The organism is Algirhabdus cladophorae, from assembly GCF_044772865.1.
Taxonomy (GTDB): Bacteria; Pseudomonadota; Alphaproteobacteria; order Rhodobacterales; family Rhodobacteraceae; genus Algirhabdus; species Algirhabdus cladophorae.
The window spans coordinates 3,029,434-3,049,332 of sequence record NZ_CP173029.1; the positions used below are offsets into that span (position 1 = coordinate 3,029,434).

Consider the following 19,899-nt stretch of genomic DNA (forward strand, 5'->3'; position numbering starts at 1 on the left):
TTAGCCCTCGCCTGCGAGGATCTGTACCTGCTGACCGGGCACAACGCGGTGCGCCCCAGATTGGATCATCTGCGTGCCTTGGGCAAAGCTCCCCCGGACAAAGGCCTGCTCGTCTTGTAGATACAAGACTTCAACTGCCGCGGTGCGCACAATTCCGTCTTCCACCACTAAAACCGTCCAAATACTGCCCGAACCTTGCTGGAGGGCGTCTAGCCCGATCCAAGTGCCTGTGGCCTGAACAGTGGTTTCAAGCGACAGCGTCGCAGATTGGCCAAAGGCAAATGTGGCGTCGCTTTGCAGCGAGAACAAGGCGGTCCGGGTCCGGGTGGCAGGGTCAATGTCCGGGCGCAATTGGTCTAGTGTTGCGGGATAGTCGATCCCGTTAACAACAATTGAAACCTGACCAATATCTTCTGCGGACAGGTGCAGGGGCAAGCCCACACGCACTTGCGGGGTGCTGGTTTCAATAAGCGTCAAGACGGATTGGCCTGCCGTCAGGGTTTCCATTTCTTCGACATCCTGCGCACCGACACGACCTGCAAAAGGCGCATATAGCACTGATTTTTCGCTGTTGATATCAAGCGTCAGAAGGGCTGCGTCGATTTCGCTGATGCGGCTGGTCAATTCGTCAAAGGTTGCTTGGGCTTGGTCCAGCGTCTCTTGACTGGAGAACCCTTCGGCCTGCAAATCTTGCGCCCGAGCAAGGCGCGTTTTCGCAAAGGTCAGCTGCGCACGGGTCGCATTCTGCGAGGCGAGAAGGCGTTTGCGTTCCGCATCCAGCAGGGATGTATCAAGCCGCGCCACAAGTTCCCCTTTTGCGACGCTATCGCCTTCGCCTACCAACAACTTGGACAGCCTACCGTTCAGTTCAAACGACAAAAGGGCCTCAGTGGCCGGTTCGATCTGTCCCAGAAAGCGGCGCTGGGTCGTATATTCGTGGGCCAACGTAATCGGAGCGACAGACACTGGGACCGTTTTGGCAGCGTCCGGTGTCGGGGCACTTGCTGCGCGGTTCGCCAGCGCCTCAGAACCGAACGTGATGGCCACGCCAGCGGTTGCGATGACAACAACCGTGCCAGTTACAATGACCAGACGTTTCACTATCTGCTTGAGTATTGAATGTGCCATAACCTGTCCTCTCGCAATGTTAGAGACTCTAACTTATATGTTAGAACTTCTTACTTTGACAAGTGTTACGGCCCATGAAATGAATTGGATCATGAATAAATCACCCGAACCCAAAAAACGCGGCACGTATCATCATGGCGATTTGCGATCTCAATTGATCGAAGCAACGCGCCAGTTGGTCGAGGAAAAAGGACCCGATAATTTCTCGGTATCCGAGGCGTGTCGGCGCGCGGGCGTCTCAACCGCAGCACCGTATAAGCACTTCACAGATAAGACAGAAATGCTGCGCGAAGTTGCCGCTGCTGGGATGGTGCGTCAGTCGGAACAGATGATGGCAGAACTGATGCCGCATCCAGACGGAAGTCGGGCCCGCATCGTGGCGCTGGGCCGGGTCTACGTTCGGTTTGCTATAGCTGAACCGGGGGTTTTTCGCCTGATGTTTACGTGGTCAGGGGAAACCGAGGAAGATCAACAGCTTGAGGCGTTAGGCGATTCAAAATACGCAGTTGTCCAAATGGAAGTCGCGAAATGTCATGGCCGAAGCGAGATTGAAGAAACGGACCGCGAGAAGGCTTTTATGCTGTGGAGTTTTGTCCACGGATTATCCTTTCTGACAATCGATGGAAAACTGGCAGACGACAAAATGCCCCGAGGCTTGGACTCTATTTTAGAGGAAATAGCATCGCGGATTGTTCCTGCAGCAAGCTAGCACATCTCGCAGCGTCCAGCAGGGTCAGTCAGGCGGGCCGCCCTGAGATTGGGCGGCTAAAGATTTTTTTGCGATCGGGGCTAGGCGTCTAAAGTCGCGGCTTTAATCGCCGCTTCCAGTACAGATTGATCACCGATGTGGTTGGCCAAAACAAGAATGAGCCGCGCATTTAAGGCATGCATATCCTCGACAGTCAGGCCATCATGGGCCTTCAGCAAGGCGGCATAAAAGTCGTCTGGCGCGTCAAAATTCGCGTCGAGCGTCAATTCGGTCATTGAAGAGCCCCTCCCAATGTACGCGTTACTGCACTGGCGACTGCGACGGCATCAAATTCGACCCACCGGGCCGCCACGTGTTGGTCTGGACGGATCAGATAAACGCCACTTTCATGCCCCCCAAGATAGCGCGTGGCCACGGCCTTTGTGGGGGTTGCATCCGCTGTAACATGCACAACGTCCAAGGCGCCGCATTGCGCGATTATGGTCTCAGGGACCTCTGTATTAATCGCCAGCAGTGTGAATCTGTCACCCAATTGATCAAGTAAAAACCCATTTGTCAGGGGCGCATCACAGCAAGGCGCACCGGGGCGTGTGCGTTGAGGTCCATCAGGCAAAGCGTCATCTGAGTTCAGCAGAGATCCGTCATAGGTGCAGGGCACTGACAAACGGCCCGAATTCACCAGACTTTGGGCAAAACCGTGCTGTTCAACCAGATCGAGAACCGCATCGCGAAACAGGGTATGGGCCGGATTGCGCGGCGTCAGAAAATCGGCTGTTCGGCTGGAATTTTTGATGTTCTCGAGCCCGCCATATTTGCGTTCGGAATGATAACTGTCCAGCAGCGCGTCACCTGCCTGCCCTTTGATCACAGCCGCCAATTTCCAGCCAAGGTTATCTACATCCTGCATACCGCCATTGGCACCACGCGCGCCAAAGGGGCTGACCTGATGGGCGCTGTCACCTGCAAAAAACACGCGCCCATGACGGTATTTGTCCATGGTGCAGCAGCGGAAGGTGTAAATCGACGTCCATTCCAGCTCGAACGCGACGTCGTCGCCGATCATCCCGGCAACCCGTTCGCGGATCTTTTCTGGTTTCAGCTCTGCCTCTCGATCAATGTCCCAGCCAAGCTGAAAGTCCAGACGCCAGATGTCATCGGGCTGTTTGTGCAGCAACGCCGTTTCGCCCCGATTGAACGGGGGATTGAACCAAAACCGACGCTCGGTTGGGAAATCGGCCGCCATTTTAATATCCGCAATAAGGAAGTTGTCCTCAAACACACGTCCTTCAAAATCCAGCCCCATCATCGACCGGATCGGCGAGTTCGCACCGTCCCCAGCGACAAGGTAATCTGCCTCAACCTGATAGGGTCCGTCCGGGGTATCTATATCCAAGACAACATAATCGTCGTGTTGGGTGACCCCCGTCACACAGTTGCGCCCCCGGATTTCAATGGGTGCGCCCAGCGCTTGTTGGCGACGAATTTCTTCGACGAGGAATTGTTCAAAATAGGGCTGTTGCAAATTGATAAAGGCGGGGCGTTTGTGCCCGTCTTCGGGCAGCAGGTTGAAACTATACGCTTCCTTTTCGTCGCGAAACACGCGGCCCACATTCCACACGACACCTTTGTTCACCATCGGATCACCGCATCCCAGACGGTCGCAAATCTCGAGCGTCCGTTTGGCAAAACAAATCGCGCGACTGCCCTTGCCCACACCATCATGATCGTCCAGCACAAGACAGGGCACATCTTTGCGCCCAAGGTCCAGCGCGAGGCCCATGCCAATCGGCCCACCACCTACAATGACAACGGGGTGGCGCACGGGTGCCGTTGCATCCTGATCCGCGACCTTGCTGTAAGGGTACAGCTGAAGGACAGTTTCGTACCTGACTGCAACCATGCCACTTACCCCTGTAGGGCCTCCCACATTTCGATATCACGTTTATCGGTCCAAATGCGCGGGTGGGCGATGCCGCGAGCCTCGTCATAGGCGCGCGACACGTTGAACGGCAGACAGTGTTCGTAAATCGCGTAGTCCGCAAACTTTGGGTCGCATTCCGCCCGTACTGCGTCCCATGCGTCTTTAAGGCTGCCACCTTTGACCGCTACGCGGGCTGCTGGTGCATAGGTGGAATTTACGAAATCCCGGGTGCTTTCGATGGCGCGGTCTACGGCCTGCTGACCGATCAATGCGCCGCCGCGTCCCGGCGCAATCGCATCTACATCATAGGCTTTGATCTTGTCCAGCGTCGCGCCCCAATCGGCAAAATGCCCATCACCACAGTAACACGCCGAGTGATCTTCAACGATATCACCTGTGAACATGACGTTCTGATCCGGCACGTGGATCACCGTGTCACCAGCCGTATGAGCCCGACCGATTTGTTTGATATCGACGCGGCGATTGCCCAAATACACTGTCATGCTGTCACTGAATGTGGTGGTGGGCCACGTCAGGCCCGGGATGCTTTCATGGCCTTCGAACAAACGTGGAAAGCGCTGAAATTCACTGTCCCAGTCTTCTTGGCCACGCTCTACCACCATGGACCGCGCAACGTCTGACATGATGACTTGGGACGCCCCAAAGGCCGAAGCGCCCAAAACCCGCACCGCGTGATAGTGGGTCGTGACCAAGTGGCTGATGGGCTTGTCTGTGACCTCACGCACCTTTTCGATGACTTTGTTGGCCAGCCGCGGGGTGGCTTGGGCCTCGACGATCATGACACTGTCGTCACCGATGATCACCCCTGAATTGGGATCCCCTTCGGCGGTAAAGGCATAGAGCCCGTCACCGATTTCATCAAAAGTAATTTTCTTTTCAGACATATCCCCTTGGGATGCGAATGCTTTTGCCATTTCCTTGGTCCTTATTTGGGGAATTTACGAGCGGGCTGGATCGTGCCGGAACACATGCCAAAGCCAATTTTGTAACCGTCGCCAAGCGCCGCTCCTCGTAGGGTCAGTGTATCGCCGTCTTCGATAAAGCTGCGTATTTCGCCACTGTCGAGGGTCATCGGTTCCTTACCGCCCCACGTCAGTTCCAGCAACGATCCACGTTGGGATTTTTCGGGGCCCGAGATCGTACCAGACCCGATCAGATCGCCAGTATTCATCGCGCAACCTGATGTCGCATGATGCGCCAACTGTTGGGCAGCGGAATAATACATCTGATTGTAGTTGGTGCGCGCAATGGTTGTTTCAGGCTGACCTGCCGGGGCCATGGTTACTTCGAGATCAATATCATAAAGCATGGGCCCCGGTTCATGCAGATGCGGCAACAGATCCTTTTCGCGCGCTGGTGTGCTGGTGCGGAAAGGGTCAAGGGCGGCCTTTGTCACAATCCAAGGGCTGATCGAGGTTGCAAAGGCCTTGGCCTGAAACGGTCCGAGCGGCTGATACTCCCACGCCTGAATATCGCGCGCGGACCAATCGTTGAGCAGCACATAACCAAAGATCATGTCGTCTGCCTGTTGCACGGATACAGGATCGCCCATGGTGTTTGCGCCGCCAACAATCGCCCCCATTTCCAATTCAATATCCAGCCGTTTGCATGGGCCAAAGCTGGGCATTTGGGCATCTGGCGCTTTGGTTTGCCCGTTGGGCCGGACAATATCCGTGCCGGACACAACGACAGTCGATGCGCGTCCGTTGTAGCCAATGGGAATATGCAGCCAATTGGGCGGCAAGGCATTGTCCGGACCACGAAACATTGTACCGACATTCGTCGCGTGGTGTTTGCCCGCGTAAAAGTCGGTGAACTCTGCCACGTTGAAAGGCATGTGCATCACAGCATCTGCTTGCGCCACGAGGGTGTCTGGCATGGTCGCGGCCCCCTCTGCCAAAAGCTCCATCAGCCGTGTGCGCAACGCATCCCAGATCCGGGGGCTGTGCCCCATTACTGCATTCCAGCTTGGCGCGGCAAACAGCGACGTGCCAAGATCGATAAATCCGTCGATTTCAGCGCGGTGCACATCAAAAATCATGTCACCAATGGCCACGCCGCAACGCGGCGCAAGGTCTGGCGTCGAAAACACACCGTACGGAAGGTTGTTCAAAGGAAAGAGCGTATCTGCGCTGTTTGCACTTTCAACCCAAGATTTGAGCAACGTCATGTTATGTCTTTCGCGTCTGGTTGGCCATCTGGATAGGCATCGCGGCCTGCGCAGGGTGGAACGGGGTCAAGCGAAAGGAGCTATATCGTTTCATTTCTTACCCGGCGTGCCATCGAATTTCTTTTCCATATCCGCCCAGCAATCAATGTAGTCGTCTTGCAGCGGCGCCTCAGTGCCCGCAAACCGGGTCAGGTGCTGGGGAAAGCGCGTCTCAAACATGAACGACATTGTGTTATCCAGCTTTGCTGGCTGAAGCCGGGCGTTTGACGCGCCTTCAAACGCATTCCGATCCGGCCCATGGGGCAGCATCATGTTGTGCAGGCTCATTCCGCCAGGGATAAACCCTTTGGGTTTGGCGTCATATTGACCGTAAATATTGCCCATCAGTTCAGACATGATGTTCTTGTGGTACCATGGCGGACGGAATGTATCCTCGGCCACCATCCAGCGTTCGCGAAACAGAACAAAGTCGATGTTCGCGGTGCCCTCTTGGCCCGACGGAGCAGTCAGCACCGTGAAGATTGACGGGTCAGGATGATCAAACAGAACAGCGCCAACCGGGCAATATGTGGTCAGATCGTATTTGCAGGGCGCGTAATTGCCATGCCAAGCAACAACGTCCAACGGGCTTTGGTTGATCTGCGTTTCGTGGAATTGGCCGCACCATTTGATTGTCACGGTTGAAGGCACCTCACGATCCTCAAACGCCGCCACAGGCGTTTTGAAATCACGCGGGTTGGCCATGCAATTGGCACCAATGGGCCCCCGGCCCGGCAGTTCAAACTTCTGACCGTAGTTTTCACACACGAACCCACGGCAAGGCCCGTCAATCACTTCGACACGGTAGACCAATCCGCGGGGGATGATCGCGATCTCTTGTGGTGCGACCTCCATCACGCCAAGTTCCGTACAGAACCGTAATCGCCCTTCTTGCGGCACAATCAGCATTTCTGAATCAGCCGAGTAGAAATAGGCATCCACCATGCTTTGCGTCACCAAATACACATGGCTTGCCATACCGATCTGGGTATTCACATCACCCGCCGTGGTCATCGTACGCATGCCAGTCAGCCAAGTCAGCGGCGCGCTGGAATGGGGCACTGGATCCCAGCGGTATTGCCCCAGCGAGGTTACATCCGGCACAACATTGGGCGCGGTTTTCCAATAGGGCAAATCAATGCGGTTGTAGCGCTGCGCATGTTTGACCGACGGGCGGATACGGTAGCACCACGTGCGTTCGTTTTGATGGCTCGGTGCGGTAAATGCAGTTCCTGACAATTGCTCGCCATACAGCCCGTAGTTGCATTTCTGCGGCGAGTTCATGCCCTGCGGCAGCGCACCCGGCAGTGCTTCGGTTTCAAAGTCATTGCCAAAGCCCGGCATATAGCCCGGATGGGTGCCAGCCGGTGTTGATGCCTGCTGCAAACCGTGCGGGGTATGGGTCGTATCCATGATGCATCTTCCTTGACTGTTTTATCCGGGGTATTTGTTACATTTGTAACCATCAACATCTATTTTTTCAAAAAGGCGACAATATCGGCTTTTCATTCTAGCGCTTTCATTGCTGATGACCCTGCCAGCCCAAAGGCGAGGTTGGCGCTTAACCTGCCACGATCCCTCTGGCCCGCCAATCGTCAAAAATCTCAAGCGCCTTGTCGGCGAAGGCAGGATCGTTGATATGCGCGTCGATGCTGTGCTGAATTACGTTGTCCGGTAAGGTCGCCCGAAGTTCGGACAAAAACGCGGAAAGCCCCGCCGCATCGCATAAATCAGCACCGGCACGGTCCCATTCGCCGCAGCCTCGTTCGGGCAGGATAAAGGCCACAGGGCCCTGCGCCGATGCCAATTGATCTGAATGCGCCCGTGCAACCGCGCGTCGTTCTTCATCATTCAACACGATGGAGGTGATCAGGCGGTTGTGGGCGTGGGTCGGGTGGTCTTTCCATTTGTCCGGCAAATCCTGCCAGCCCACTACATCAACCAGATCGTAACACCCACCCGACACAATCTGCGGCGTGCCGACCAGCCCGGCATTAGTCAGGCGACCGGCCCCCGCCGAAATATTAGAGCCATGGATGTGATTGCCCAACTCTTGTGTGCAAAAATCAAAGACGCAGGCAAAGGCACCTTGGGCCGCAAGGCTTTCGAACGCGCGCCCACCCATGCCTGTGGCGTGAAAGACAGCGACCTCATAACCCCGGTCTTCCAAGGCGGGTTTGAGCGACACCATATAGCGCAGCGCCGTTTTGCCCAGCGACGTCATGCCAATCATCGGCTTGGTGCGGTCGGGCTTTTCGACCGCGCGTGCAGCACCCAAAACCGCCCCAGCGGCCTGACTTAGCGCCGCTTTGCACACGCCATTCAGGCCATAAAGCCCCCCAGCCCAGAGGATCATCTGCACATCTGCGGCCAAACGCTCCGGCGGGATCAGGGGCGAAAAGGACACAGTGGACACGATGTATTTCGGCACGCCCAAGGGCAGGGCTGCGGTGACATCTAGGGCAAGATCCGTACCCATCGATCCGCCCAACACCAACACACCATCAAAGCGTCCTTCATGATAGAGACGGGTCGTCAAAGCCGCGCATCCCTGCGCCATGATCTGCATCGCAGTGTTTTCATCGCCTGACGCAATCGCGGCCTCAATGCTGCTGCCGCCTTCGGATGCAACCTCATGTTTGGAATACTGCGTGGGCTTTGACGGATCCCCCAAGACCGAGACATCCATCGTCAAAACACGTCCACCTTGGGCTCTTATGACATCGGCCAGATAGCCAAGCTCGTCATCTTTGGTGTCGTAAGTTCCAACAAGCAGGATGGTGCGATCGGTCATAAGGCGCCTTTAGAGTTTGATCCAAGCGGTCTTGAGATTGATATATTTTTCAATGGCATGAAGGGATTTGTCATGCCCGTTACCAGATTGACCAACGCCCCCCAAAGGCACGGTGCCGTCAGCCCCACCATAGGTATTCACGTGCATGACACCCGTGCGCACAGATTTCACCATGCGATGCGCGCGCCCCAGATTGGACGTCCATACGCCACCCGCCAGCCCATAAACAGTCCCATTGGCTAGGCGAATGGCCTCGGCCTCATCCTTGAATGCGCTCACCCCAAGAACCGGACCAAAGACTTCCTTCTGGGTCAGGGTCGCATCTGCTGTCACATCAGTGACAACTGTTGGCGCCATATAATAGCCGCCGGTTTCCTGCAGGATTTGGGTTCCACCGGTTACAACAGCGCCCCCTTCCTTTTGCGCCGTTGCGACATATCCAAGGTTCGCGGCCAGTTGCGTTTCGGAGTTTACCGCCCCAATAGTGGTCCGCACATCAAGCGGATCCCCAACCTGCATGGCCTCAGCGGCCTTAACAACGGCGGCGACAAAATCATGGTGGATCGCATCCTCAACCAGCAATCGCGATCCAGCGACACAGACTTGGCCCGCGTTGCGAAAGATGCTTGCAGCAGCGACCTTGGCGGCCTCATCAAGGTTAGGCGCATCGGCAAAAATGATATTGGGGGATTTGCCACCCAGTTCCAGATAGACCCGTTTCATGTTGGATTGCGCACTATATTCCATCAACCGGCGCCCTGTTGCACCCGATCCGGTAAACACCAGCACGTCCACATCCATCGATTTGCCCAGCGCGGCACCCACAACGGCCCCTTCGCCGGTGACCGCGTTCAATACACCTTCGGGCAGGCCTGCCTCATGGGCCAACTCAACCATTCGCATCAAGGACAGTGAGGCGGTTTCAGCGGGTTTAAGAACGACTGAATTGCCCATCGCCAAAGCGGGCCCCAGCTTCCATGCGCCAATCATCATTGGGAAATTCCACGGTATGATCGCCCCGACCACGCCCACAGGTTCCTTATGGATCAGCCCCAATGTGCCCTCTGCAGTAGGGGCAATTTCACCATAAATCTTGTCTAGCGCCTCGGCGTAGTACCGGATCGTTCCTGCAGCAGAACCCGGTTCCGCCTTCAGCGCCATCGCGATTTCTGTTCCATTGTCGCGCACCCCAAGAACCGCAAGCTCCAGCGCGTTGGCCTCTATCAAATCCGCCCATTTCAGTAGCACCTTCTTGCGTGCGCCGGGCGGTTGGCCGGCCCAACGGCCATCGTCAAAAGACGAACGTGCAGAGGCAATAGCACGTTCCATATCCGCGCTGGTGCCACGCGCGATCTGGGTCAAAACCCTACCGTCAATGGGAGAGACCACATCCATCACCCCGCCATCTGAGGCTGGAACGTTTTGCCCCTCTATCAAATGTCTACATGGGGCCACAGGCAAACTGCGCAGCGCGTCGATATGGGTTTGATCCATTTTGAACCTTTTGTCACAAGCCTTCATCGGTTCATATATCAAACCGAAGGTTTAAAAATATCTTGCCTTGCCAAAATGGCCGTGTCAAACCGTTTTAAGACGCAACAAAACGGTGCCTGACTCATGTCCTCTGCTACCAAAGCGCTCCAACTTTTGTCCCACTTCTCGACCTCCCGCCCCGAGATCGGGTTGTCGGACCTGTCTCGCACTGCCAAACGGGACAAGGCCACAACGCATCGCTACCTCCAATCCCTAGAGGAGGTCGGTTTTGTTGAACAAAGCCCGATGACACGGCAATACCGGTTGGGGCCCGCATTGTTACAACTGGCACAGACCCGCGAAAAGACCGTTCCGCGCAAAGCAAGTGCAGAGCCAATTCTGGCCGCTTTAGCAGATGCGACGGGCGAGACGGCCCATGTGTCCGTTCTGTCCGGCAGCACAGTCTATTCGCTGGCCTCCAGCACATCAGCACGGCACAGCACTCGCGTGGTAATCGATTTGGACCAGTTTCCACTGCATGCAACGGCGTCTGGCCACTGCACATTGGCCTTTGGCCCAAGCGCACTGATGGATGCCATCGATAATGACCTTGAAGCCTTTACCGACCACACGATTTCATCGCCGCATGCATTGAAAACAGCCATTGCCGAGGTGAGGAAAACTGGCCTTGGCCGTGCGATTGGCAGTTTTGAAGCAGAAGTGTCCAGCCTTGCTGCACCGTTGTTTGACAAAGCAGGCGGTTTTGCCGGGGCCATTTCTGTGGCCTGTGTGGCCACGCGGTTTTCCCCAGCACAGGAACGCATCATCCAACAGCACCTGATCAAAGCCAGCCGAACTCTTTCGACACATTGGGGCGGCACGATCCCGCCAGAAGTCGAATCCGCCTGGGCCACAACACTTTCAAACGCCAAAACACTGGAACCATCCCCATGAAAGATTCCAATTTCCTGAAAGAGAACAATGGGCGCCTGATGTGGCATCCGATGACTTCACCAAAAGACAGTCACGACAACCCGCCCAAGATCATCACCGGTGCATCTGGCGTCAGTATCACAGATTTGGACGGCCACACTGTTGTTGATGCGGTTGGTGGGCTTTGGAACGTGAACCTTGGCTATTCGTGCCAGCCCGTCAAAGACGCCATCGCGCACCAGCTTGATACCCTGCCCTACTATTCCACCTTCCGCGGCACGACCAACGACGCAGCCATTGAATTATCTTATGAACTGGCACAGTTTTTCGGTCCCGATGGGATGCAACGCGCATTCTTTACTTCTGGCGGATCGGACTCGGTGGAAACCGCCCTGCGCCTTGCCCGGCAGTATCACAAGCTGCGCGGTGAAAGCGGGCGGACCAAGTTCCTCAGCCTCAAAAAAGGCTATCACGGCACACACATCGGTGGCGCAAGCGTCAACGGTAATGCAAATTTTCGCACGGCCTATGAACCACTGCTGTCAGGCTGTTTTCACATTCCTGCCCCCTACACCTACCGCAATCCGTTCAATGAAACGGACCCCGAGAAGTTGGCACAGCTCTGCGTTCAGGCCCTCGAAGACGAAATTGCATTCCAAGGTGCTGGCACCATTGCCGCGATGATAATGGAGCCGATTTTGGGCGCTGGCGGAGTGATCCCGCCGCATAAATCCTTCGCGCCAATGGTGCAGGATATTTGTAACCGCCACGGCATATTACTGATTACCGACGAAGTGATCACCGCCTACGGTCGCACTGGTGCGTGGTCTGGTGCGCGATTGTGGGGGATTCAGCCCGATATGATGGCAACAGCCAAAGCGATCACCAATGGGTATTTCCCCTTTGGCGCAGTGATGCTGGGCGGGCGGATGGTTGACGCGTTCGAAGGGGATCCTAACGCCAAAATTGGCCACGGATACACCTATTCTGGCCATCCCGTGGGCGCGGCGGCCGCACTGGCCTGCCTTGCGGAAACCAAACGGCTGAACGTGATCGAAAACGCCGCAGCGCGAGGCACGCAATTGTTTGAGGGCTGCAAGGCGCTGATGGATAAATATGACATCATTGGGGATGTGCGTGGCGGGCACGGTTTGATGACGGCGATCGAAATGGTCAGTGACCGTGCGACTAAAAAGCCGATTGATGCCAACACCGCCAATACGGTTTTTGAGACAACTTATACCGCCGGAGCGATGGTCCGGGTCTCTGGGCCAAATTTGATCCTATCGCCGCCATTGGTCCTGACAGAGCAAGACGCAAACACTCTTCTTAGCGCGCTTGATGCTGGTTTCGCTGCTGCATAGGGGACGCTTGATTGGCGTGAAATCCTGCCAACGCAAAAACTGCATTCGGTTAGTGGCCGCTGATATTCGAGCCAAATCAGCGCGTTGCCGCCGCGACGTTGCGCGTCGTGCCAATTGCTCTGGGTGGCTTCGTCATGGGCCGCGGTTGGGTAAGTTTGACACGGGACCACCGCGGCGCTGGCTACTGCCATTTCTGCTTGCGGACGGAACATAACGACGTGCTGGCAAAGTCCCGGAACATGCGCACAACGCACAGACGTTGGGCAACCCGGATGCCGCAAGTGCAGCGATTATTGATGCCATGCGGTACAATAAGGGTATCCATAAAAAAAGCGGGCCATTTAGGCCCGCCCTCTTGGGTGTGTGAGATTATCTTTAAGACAGGGCTGCGATGTTCTTGAGCCCCAGTTCGTAGGTTTTGCCAAGCATACGGTCCATGAAGAGGCCAAAGACCCGAAAGATGGGGTTGTAGCCCATGTCCGAGGTCACGGTCCACGTCACGCTGGCACCAGTTTTTGTCGCCTTGGCTTCGATTGTCTGCACAGGCTTGCCCATGGCACCGAGATCGATGAGATGCGTGACGCGGGTGCCTGTTACTTCGGTCACGGTTTGGGTGCCTTTGCCTTCTTTGCCTTCAAACCGGAAGCCTGAACCGACGCCCTCAGCAGGGCCAAATGGCGTGATGTTCAGATCAGGGTCGGTTGTGCAGTAGGGGTTGAAGGTTTGGAATCCTTCGGTGCTGGCAACACGAGCGATGACGTCTTCGGGGCGCATAGCTACATCTGCCGTGCGTGTCACTACGACTTTGCGGGGCAACAGCAATGCGATCAGGGCGATTGCGGCGATAATTGCGACGATTGTGTAAATAATGGTCATTGGTCTGTTCCTTTTCTCATGTTGAATGGGAGCGTTTTTGTTCCCCTATGCCCACACGACGAAGACCGATGCCGCCAATCGACACCTCATGACATTTTTTTTCGCAAACCTTCGATTTTTTTCTCAAGCCACAGTCTTGAGGGGCGATCCATGCACAATGAAAGGGCTTGTGCGTAGGCCTCGGCTGCATCTGCGGTCTGACCCAACGCGGCCAGACAATGGGCGCGCACAGCGTGGAACGGCTGATAGGTGTTCAATCCGTCGAATTCGATCACGTCCAGCATCCTCAGCCCTTCTGCAGGGCCTGCATCCTCGGCCACAACTGCCGCACGGCTGACCGCCCCGCCGATAGACGGATAGGCGTGCATCAATCCCGCATAGAGTTGCGACAACGCCCGCCAATCCGTCTGCCCCGTGACAGATCGGGCGGCATGAACGGATTGAATGGCAGCCTCAAGTTGGAACCGTCCCGGCACGCTTTGGGGAGTACGCTTCAGGGAGGCTTGGGTGAGGAGACTGGCAGAATGCTCGATAAGCTGCGTATCCCATAAATCGACATCCTGTTCTGGCACAGGCACCAAGACACCTTGGCTCAAACGGGCCTCCCGTCTTGCCTCAATAAAACCAATCAGGGCGGTAAGCCCAAGCGCTTCAGGATTATCTGGCGCCAGCTCCGCCAGAATGTTGGATAAAAAGTAGGCCTCGTGGCTAAGATCGCCATCCCCTTCCAGCCAATCGACTGAATACGCACCGTAGACCGCTTCAAGCACGGCGATCATACGCTCTGGATAGGCCTCTGGTTCTGGCACGACAAAAGGAATACCGGCGGATTTGATCTTTTTCTTGGCCCGCACAAGGCGCTGCGCCATAGCAGAAGGGGACACAAGAAACGCCTTTGCGATCTGGTCGGCCTCAAGGCCCAAAACCGTCTGTAGCATCAGCGGCGTGCGTATACCTTCATCCAGGGCGGGGTGGGCGCAGACGAAAAGCAGCTTCAGCCGGTCGTCCAACTGCGCTTCTTCGGGTTCGATTGCTTGAGCGTCGGCCATATCGTTTGCCTCATCTGTGATGACCAAACGGGCATCTTTGCGCGCCTGATCGATGCGTCTGTTTTTGGCCACAGTCAAAAGCCAGGCCTCGGGTTTGTCTGGAATGCCACGTTCGGGCCACGTCTTGAGGGCAGCCACAAAAGCATCGGCAAGTGCGTCTTCCGCGGCGATAATGTCGCCAGTTTTACTGGCCAGCATCGCAATCAGTTTGCCGTAGGCGGCGCGGGCGACATCTTCCGCCCGCGCCTGTGCGTCGCTTTTGCTCACACGCTGCCCATCGCAGAGGCGCGGATTTCAAGCTTGCCATAGTGGACATGTGGGCATTTCTCGGCCCATTTCATCGCTTCATCGAGGTCTGGGACATCAATGGCAAAGTAGCCGCCCAGTGTCTCTTTTGTCTCGGCGAATGGGCCATCTTGAACCCGCTTCTCGCCGCCTGCCAGCGTGACCGTGGTGGCGGTATCAGCAGGGTGCAGCCAATCGGTTTCGATAAACACTCCAGCCTCCTGAAGCGCGCCAATATACTGGCCGTAGATCTCTTTGGATTTCGCCCAATCCTCCTCGGTCATGCCAGCGGCCATTGCGGGGTCGGAATAAAGAAGAAATGTGTAACGCATTGTTTTGTTTCCTTGTTGGTTCGTTTTTAAGTATGATTAAGCCGCAACGTCAGCGATGTTGGCAAGGCCAAGCTCAAAGTTTGGCCCGATCATGCCATCCATGAAAAGCCCCATGACGCGGAACACAGGGTTCATGCCCAGATCCATGTCCATGGTCCAAGTCACCTTAGTCGCGCCATCAACAGCAACCGCAGAAATCGCCTGCGTCGGCTGACCCAATGGCCCCAGATCAAGATCGAATGTCACCTGATCAGTGGTGACAGACGCCACCGTTTGCTGACCTGCCCCGTCCTTGCTTTCAAATGAAAAGCCGGATCCTACGCCCGATATGGGGCCAAACATTTCAACCGACAGGTTTGGGTCGAGGTCCTTGTAAGGGTTAAAGCTTTGGTAGCCCGTGTTGGACGCTGCCAATTTGATCACGGCCTCTGGGGCGGCATCTATGACCGCTGTGCGTTCGATGTTCACTTGGCGCGGCAAGGCCAAGGCTGCGACGGCCAATGCGGCAACGCCGCATGCTGTGTAGGTTGCGATTTTCTTGATGTTCATGGGTCTATCCTCTCGTTTGTGTTTGAGAAGGGCGTTTTTGCCTCTTCACCCACACGACGGTTATAAACTGCGCTAATCGACACCGATCAGAAAAAAGTTTGAAAAAAGTTTTGAACGGCCCTCACCGGTTGTTTGTTCAGGGCGTCAGATGCTTTAGCGCCGCCCGTCAAAGAAGGTCTTCGTTGCACAAGCAGTATACAGGACCAGTTAAACTCGCAGTCTGCAGGTGACCGGAGTTTTGCGGATGCGGGTCTTGCTGACATGACGTTCTTCGCATGTTCAATTCTTGGCCGACAGCAGGTGAATTAGGATGTTAGTACATGCTGCCATACACCAGAAATCGGAACAGAACCTTCGCTATCCGCTGAAGCTACTTGTTTGACACAACCCGCTCTAACATCGCCGACTACAACCACATCATGCAACGAAGCCTCGTATTGTGATCGTCCTCCTAGCCCGGCAAAAAAAGCCGCTGCGGTCAAGTGTGATAGTGCCCACAAGCCAATCGGTATTTGGGGCGGCAAGGACCAAAGGTCGAATTCACAGATTGCAGGACATAGTGAGCTTTCGCTGCGGCTTCATCAATGGCTGCTTTCATTCTTGGTGGAACGGCTTCGGCAAAACCGTATTTCCGACTAAATTTGTCAGATTGACATTTCCGACTACTTCACTCAGGATTAAGTCAAGTCAAGCCACCCCGAATCCAAGCTGGGAAGCCCGACACGTAATCATGTGAGGACTTACCAATGCAGTCGACCCAAGGCGCAGTCAGGCGATCCGCCGATGCACGTGCACTACGCCACACTCCCCGCATCAAGCAGGCAGACAGGTTTGAGATATTTGTTTCTGCATCAGAAGCAGAAAACATCTGCCCGATCTGGATCACAGACCGTTTGTCCGAGCGTGAACAGGTGTCACCATGAACTTTCATTCGACCCCGCCAAAACAAACGCATGCACCGACACTTCCGACATATGCAGCCCGCGATCTCAGCGAAGGGGGCGATCTGGCCCAAATCGTGTTGGACCAGCAAACCTACACCCTGCGGATAACGCGGGCTGGCAAGTTGATCCTGACCAAATGACCATTCCTAATCATAATCGTGGCGGTGCGCCCGTCGGCTTCATTACAGAACTGGATGGTATCGAAGCCGCATCCGTCATCTATCTGCGCCTTTGGTGCGAAGGTGCCGATGCGCAAGCACAGGTCTGGAATGACTTCGCATCTGGTCTTGGCCCTGATCAGGGGCGAAAGGCGCTGAAGTCGTTTGAAGACCTTTGTGCACTTTGCACCCGACATGGGCGTCGTCCGCTGATGCGTCATTCGGTTCAGTGTAAATGCTTAGGCGCCGACGAATCCTGTTTTGCCAATTTCATCGCCGCAGCGGCAATGGGGGAACGCGAAGATGCCATGTTGATCGCGACGCTTCTTGTTCGCCCTGACGTGGCCCCGCTGATCGCATCCCTCGCCGCTGAAGTCGGCCACGCCTTTATGCGCATGCGACTGAGCGCACCAAGGGATATCACAACACAATCACTCGAAATTCCAAAAACACTTCACTAAAGGGACACCCTCATGAAACGCTACCTTCTTACGACTGCCATTGCAGTTGGCCTCGCCACACCCGCACTTGCGGTTGAAACCAAGGACGTGCTCGACACCTACGCCGACATCGCCGCTGCCAATTATGGCGACAGCCTGATCACAGCCAAGCGGTTGCAGACCGCCGTGAACGCACTGGTCGCCGATCCGTCCGCTGAAAACCTGACCGCGGCCCGTGCTGCATGGTTGGCCGCCCGTGTGCCATACCAGCAAACCGAGGTGTTCCGCTTCGGCAATTCAATCGTTGATGACTGGGAAGGTAAAGTGAACGCTTGGCCTCTGGATGAGGGCCTGATTGATTACGTGGATGCATCCTATGGCGGCCCGTCCGATGAAAACACCTTTGCCGCTTTGAATGTCATTGCGAACCCGACCTTTACCCTGTCGGGTCAGGAGATTGACGCAACATCAATCACGCCTGCGTTGCTCGAAGACACCTTGCAAGAAGCGGATGGCGTCGAAGCCAATGTAGCCACAGGTTACCATGCGATTGAGTTCTTGCTTTGGGGGCAAGACCTTAATGGTCACGGCACGGGTGCGGGGAACCGTCCGTGGACGGATTACGCTATGGATGATGACTGCACGAACGGCAATTGTGTTCGCCGTGGTGAATACCTCACTGCAGCCACAGACCTGTTGATTTCCGATCTGGAATACATGGCGGGTGCTTGGGCTGAGGGCGGCGAGGCCCGATCTGAGCTGATGTCTGATACCGACGCAGGTATCTCTGCCATTCTGACAGGCATGGGATCATTGTCTTACGGTGAAACCGCGGGGGAGCGGATGCGTCTGGGCGTGATGCTCAACGATCCTGAAGAAGAGCATTCCTGCTTCGCCGACAACACCCATAATGATCACTATTACAACGGTGTTGGCATCCAGAACGTATACCTTGGTGAATACATCCGCGTCGATGGAACATTGGTAACGGGACCTTCGTTGTCTGATCTAGTGGCCGAAACGGACGCGGCAATCGACGCTGAAATGCAAGCCAAGCTCGGCGATGCCGTGATGGCCTTGGGCCGCATCAAGATCGCAGCAGAGGCAGGATTTGCCTATGACCAAATGTTGGAACGCGGCAATAAAGCGGGCGAGGCCCTGATCATGGGCGGCGTGAACGGTTTGATTGACCAGACACGTTCTATTGAGCGGGTAATTTCCGCCCTTGGCGTTGATGGCGTTGGGATCGAAGGGTCAGACTCCTTGGACGATCCGAACGCTGTCTTTCAATAAGCACGATCTGACTTAAGTGATGGGGCGGGCCTGCGATGGTCCGCCTCAAGCCATTTTCCCAGCCTAGCCAGCAAGGTTTTACCAAGATGCCAAAGACGCCAAGCCCCTGCATTGATGTATGCAAGTTCAAACGCGAGGGCCATTGCATCGGATGTTCCATGACCAAGGCGCAAAAAGCGCTGTTCAAACAGCTGAAAAAGAACACGCACCGCGACGGTTTCATTGAAATGCTGATGGCACAACAAAATCAGATGGGTGCCTACGGTGGCTGGCGCATTGCCTACGCGCGAAAGTGCAGCAAAAAGGGCGCAAAAGCGCCCTTTGAGTTGGATAAACTGTAAGCGACCTAGGCCAGATGCGCCCGTAGAAACCACGCAAATTTTTCGTGCTCCTGCCCGCGGGCGATACACAGATCTTCTGTCAGAGTATCGCCATGCTTTGCCGCCAGCTCCCCCGCTCCGGCAAGGGTCTGCGCCAGCGTTTCTTGCGCATCTTGCATCACCGCAATCATCTCACGGTCGGTGGCGTGGCCATCATGCTCGGATACTTTTGAGCGTTTCAGCATACTGGCCAACATCCCTTCGGCATGCTTGTCCAGCGCTCGGATGCGTTCGGCCAGATCGTCCTGCGCGATGAAATGATCTTCGTAAATCTTCTGAAACAGATCATGGAGCGGACCAAAGGCCATGCCTTTAACGTTCCAGTGGAAATTCTGGGCCAGCATCGTTGTCACAGCGGTTTCGGCCACCGCTTGGTTCAGGGCTTCGGCGATAGCGATTTGAGCGTCCTCGCTCAGGGCAACGGCAGTTTCTGTCATCGGTCTCTCCGGAATGAAAGTATGTGGATTGGCTGGCGTTTGCTGGCTTAGACACAAATCTAACGCGCCAATCCGCCCTTGCAAGAGTTTTTTAGAATAATTCTAAAGTTTGCCAAATCTGTCGGAAATTCCGTGGATCAGAAACGCAAGGTTTCTTAGATGCTGGGGTGCCACACGCGACCGGATCAGAAATTCGAAACTTGGCCAGTCTTTGGCGCGACTGCACTGGACTGCGCGAATGAGCCACGCTTCGTCAAAGGATACGTCGACTTCGCCGGGTCGATAAAACGTGGGCCGCACGCCCAAAGCCTGACGCAAACAGCGGACCAAGGCACGTGCATGGGCGTCTTGGGCAACGCAGCTTTGGTTGGAAATCAGGGCGCAGGCCTCAAACAATTCGGCCCGTCCATGCGTACGACATTCCATCGCGATCATGCGCAACGCGTTCAAAACGCCGCGCGCCTGTGCAGGGATTTGCCAAGCAGGAATCTGGTCCGCCCGGTGCCGATCATTTTGGAAAGCATGTAACGCCATTATGGCATCCTTCGTCGGGTATGCGGCGAATAGTGACTCGCCAATCTGAATACCTGAGTATAATTATAAG

Annotated in this window: 21 protein-coding genes; 7 read left to right on the plus strand and 14 right to left on the minus strand. The window is 55.5% G+C overall.

Features of this window, described 5'->3' with window-relative positions; all coding sequences use genetic code 11:
- Positions 1 to 1,128 (minus strand): efflux RND transporter periplasmic adaptor subunit, encoded by a 1,128-nt coding sequence (locus ACIRQ6_RS14555; RefSeq protein ID WP_420861329.1) that lies wholly within the window; start codon positions 1,126 to 1,128, stop codon positions 1 to 3.
- A 91-nt stretch (positions 1,129 to 1,219) separates the two neighbouring features.
- On the opposite strand from ACIRQ6_RS14555, the gene ACIRQ6_RS14560 reads away from it, so the two are divergent.
- Positions 1,220 to 1,837, plus strand: coding sequence for a TetR/AcrR family transcriptional regulator (locus ACIRQ6_RS14560; protein WP_420861330.1), 618 nt, complete (start codon positions 1,220 to 1,222; stop codon positions 1,835 to 1,837).
- Between the two features lie 80 nt (positions 1,838 to 1,917).
- Here the strand turns inward: ACIRQ6_RS14560 and ACIRQ6_RS14565 are convergent, their stop codons facing one another.
- The 7 genes from ACIRQ6_RS14565 to ACIRQ6_RS14595 all read right to left on the minus strand — a co-directional run bounded on the left by ACIRQ6_RS14565 (position 1,918) and on the right by ACIRQ6_RS14595 (position 10,276).
- Positions 1,918 to 2,112, minus strand: a complete 195-nt coding sequence (locus ACIRQ6_RS14565) for a DUF2783 domain-containing protein (protein ID WP_420861331.1) — start codon at positions 2,110 to 2,112, stop codon at positions 1,918 to 1,920.
- Positions 2,109 to 3,737, minus strand: a complete 1,629-nt coding sequence (locus tag ACIRQ6_RS14570; protein ID WP_420861332.1) for an FAD-dependent oxidoreductase — start codon at positions 3,735 to 3,737, stop codon at positions 2,109 to 2,111. Before ACIRQ6_RS14570 ends, ACIRQ6_RS14565 begins: the two co-directional genes overlap by 4 nt.
- Positions 3,738 to 3,742: 5 nt before the next feature.
- Complete coding sequence (locus ACIRQ6_RS14575; RefSeq protein WP_420861333.1) at positions 3,743 to 4,693, minus strand: MBL fold metallo-hydrolase; 951 nt, start codon at positions 4,691 to 4,693, stop codon at positions 3,743 to 3,745.
- A gap of 11 nt (positions 4,694 to 4,704) precedes the next feature.
- Positions 4,705 to 5,949 (minus strand): fumarylacetoacetase, encoded by a 1,245-nt coding sequence (gene fahA / locus ACIRQ6_RS14580; protein WP_420861334.1) that lies wholly within the window; start codon positions 5,947 to 5,949, stop codon positions 4,705 to 4,707.
- Positions 5,950 to 6,039: 90 nt separating this feature from the next.
- On the minus strand, positions 6,040 to 7,401 hold the full coding sequence (hmgA, locus tag ACIRQ6_RS14585) for a homogentisate 1,2-dioxygenase (RefSeq protein ID WP_420861335.1): 1,362 nt from the start codon (positions 7,399 to 7,401) through the stop codon (positions 6,040 to 6,042).
- A 148-nt stretch (positions 7,402 to 7,549) separates the two neighbouring features.
- Positions 7,550 to 8,782, minus strand: coding sequence for a Tm-1-like ATP-binding domain-containing protein (locus ACIRQ6_RS14590; RefSeq protein WP_420861336.1), 1,233 nt, complete (start codon positions 8,780 to 8,782; stop codon positions 7,550 to 7,552).
- A gap of 9 nt (positions 8,783 to 8,791) precedes the next feature.
- Positions 8,792 to 10,276 carry an aldehyde dehydrogenase gene (locus ACIRQ6_RS14595; protein ID WP_420861337.1) on the minus strand — a complete coding sequence of 495 codons (1,485 nt, stop codon included), beginning with the start codon at positions 10,274 to 10,276 and terminating at the stop codon, positions 8,792 to 8,794.
- A gap of 123 nt (positions 10,277 to 10,399) precedes the next feature.
- Between ACIRQ6_RS14595 and ACIRQ6_RS14600 the strand changes: the two genes are divergently transcribed.
- A complete protein-coding gene (locus ACIRQ6_RS14600) occupies positions 10,400 to 11,209 on the plus strand; it encodes an IclR family transcriptional regulator (protein ID WP_420861338.1) in 810 nt (269 codons plus the stop codon).
- Positions 11,206 to 12,552 (plus strand): aminotransferase class III-fold pyridoxal phosphate-dependent enzyme, encoded by a 1,347-nt coding sequence (locus ACIRQ6_RS14605; protein WP_420861339.1) that lies wholly within the window; start codon positions 11,206 to 11,208, stop codon positions 12,550 to 12,552. Before ACIRQ6_RS14600 ends, ACIRQ6_RS14605 begins: the two co-directional genes overlap by 4 nt.
- A 375-nt stretch (positions 12,553 to 12,927) precedes the next feature.
- Here ACIRQ6_RS14605 and ACIRQ6_RS14610 read toward each other — a convergent pair whose 3' ends face one another.
- The 4 genes from ACIRQ6_RS14610 to ACIRQ6_RS14625 form a co-directional block, all read right to left on the minus strand.
- Positions 12,928 to 13,428, minus strand: coding sequence for an SRPBCC family protein (locus ACIRQ6_RS14610; RefSeq protein WP_420861340.1), 501 nt, complete (start codon positions 13,426 to 13,428; stop codon positions 12,928 to 12,930).
- Between the two features lie 86 nt (positions 13,429 to 13,514).
- The gene (locus ACIRQ6_RS14615) at positions 13,515 to 14,744 is read right to left on the minus strand and encodes an RNA polymerase sigma factor (RefSeq protein ID WP_420861341.1); all 1,230 of its coding nucleotides are present in this window, start codon (positions 14,742 to 14,744) and stop codon (positions 13,515 to 13,517) included.
- Complete coding sequence (locus ACIRQ6_RS14620) at positions 14,741 to 15,094, minus strand: YciI family protein (RefSeq protein ID WP_420861342.1); 354 nt, start codon at positions 15,092 to 15,094, stop codon at positions 14,741 to 14,743. Before ACIRQ6_RS14620 ends, ACIRQ6_RS14615 begins: the two co-directional genes overlap by 4 nt.
- 36 nt (positions 15,095 to 15,130) lie before the next feature.
- Positions 15,131 to 15,643: an SRPBCC family protein gene (locus tag ACIRQ6_RS14625; RefSeq protein ID WP_420861343.1), complete on the minus strand. Its 513-nt coding sequence runs from the start codon at positions 15,641 to 15,643 to the stop codon at positions 15,131 to 15,133.
- A gap of 919 nt (positions 15,644 to 16,562) precedes the next feature.
- Here ACIRQ6_RS14625 and hemP point away from each other — a divergent pair.
- From hemP to ACIRQ6_RS14645, 4 genes are all read left to right on the plus strand, one after another.
- Positions 16,563 to 16,727 carry a hemin uptake protein HemP gene (hemP, locus tag ACIRQ6_RS14630; RefSeq protein ID WP_420861344.1) on the plus strand — a complete coding sequence of 55 codons (165 nt, stop codon included), beginning with the start codon at positions 16,563 to 16,565 and terminating at the stop codon, positions 16,725 to 16,727.
- Complete coding sequence (locus ACIRQ6_RS14635) at positions 16,724 to 17,206, plus strand: hypothetical protein (RefSeq protein WP_420861345.1); 483 nt, start codon at positions 16,724 to 16,726, stop codon at positions 17,204 to 17,206. The genes hemP and ACIRQ6_RS14635 overlap by 4 nt, the downstream gene beginning before the upstream one ends.
- Positions 17,207 to 17,218: 12 nt before the next feature.
- Positions 17,219 to 18,478 carry an imelysin family protein gene (locus ACIRQ6_RS14640; protein ID WP_420861346.1) on the plus strand — a complete coding sequence of 420 codons (1,260 nt, stop codon included), beginning with the start codon at positions 17,219 to 17,221 and terminating at the stop codon, positions 18,476 to 18,478.
- Between the two features lie 86 nt (positions 18,479 to 18,564).
- Positions 18,565 to 18,819 (plus strand): DUF1289 domain-containing protein, encoded by a 255-nt coding sequence (locus tag ACIRQ6_RS14645; RefSeq protein WP_420861347.1) that lies wholly within the window; start codon positions 18,565 to 18,567, stop codon positions 18,817 to 18,819.
- Positions 18,820 to 18,824: 5 nt separating this feature from the next.
- Here the strand turns inward: ACIRQ6_RS14645 and ACIRQ6_RS14650 are convergent, their stop codons facing one another.
- The gene (locus tag ACIRQ6_RS14650) at positions 18,825 to 19,295 is read right to left on the minus strand and encodes a Dps family protein (RefSeq protein WP_420861348.1); all 471 of its coding nucleotides are present in this window, start codon (positions 19,293 to 19,295) and stop codon (positions 18,825 to 18,827) included.
- Between the two features lie 102 nt (positions 19,296 to 19,397).
- A complete protein-coding gene (locus ACIRQ6_RS14655; RefSeq protein WP_420861349.1) occupies positions 19,398 to 19,829 on the minus strand; it encodes a hypothetical protein in 432 nt (143 codons plus the stop codon).
- Positions 19,830 to 19,899: the final 70 nt, after the last annotated feature.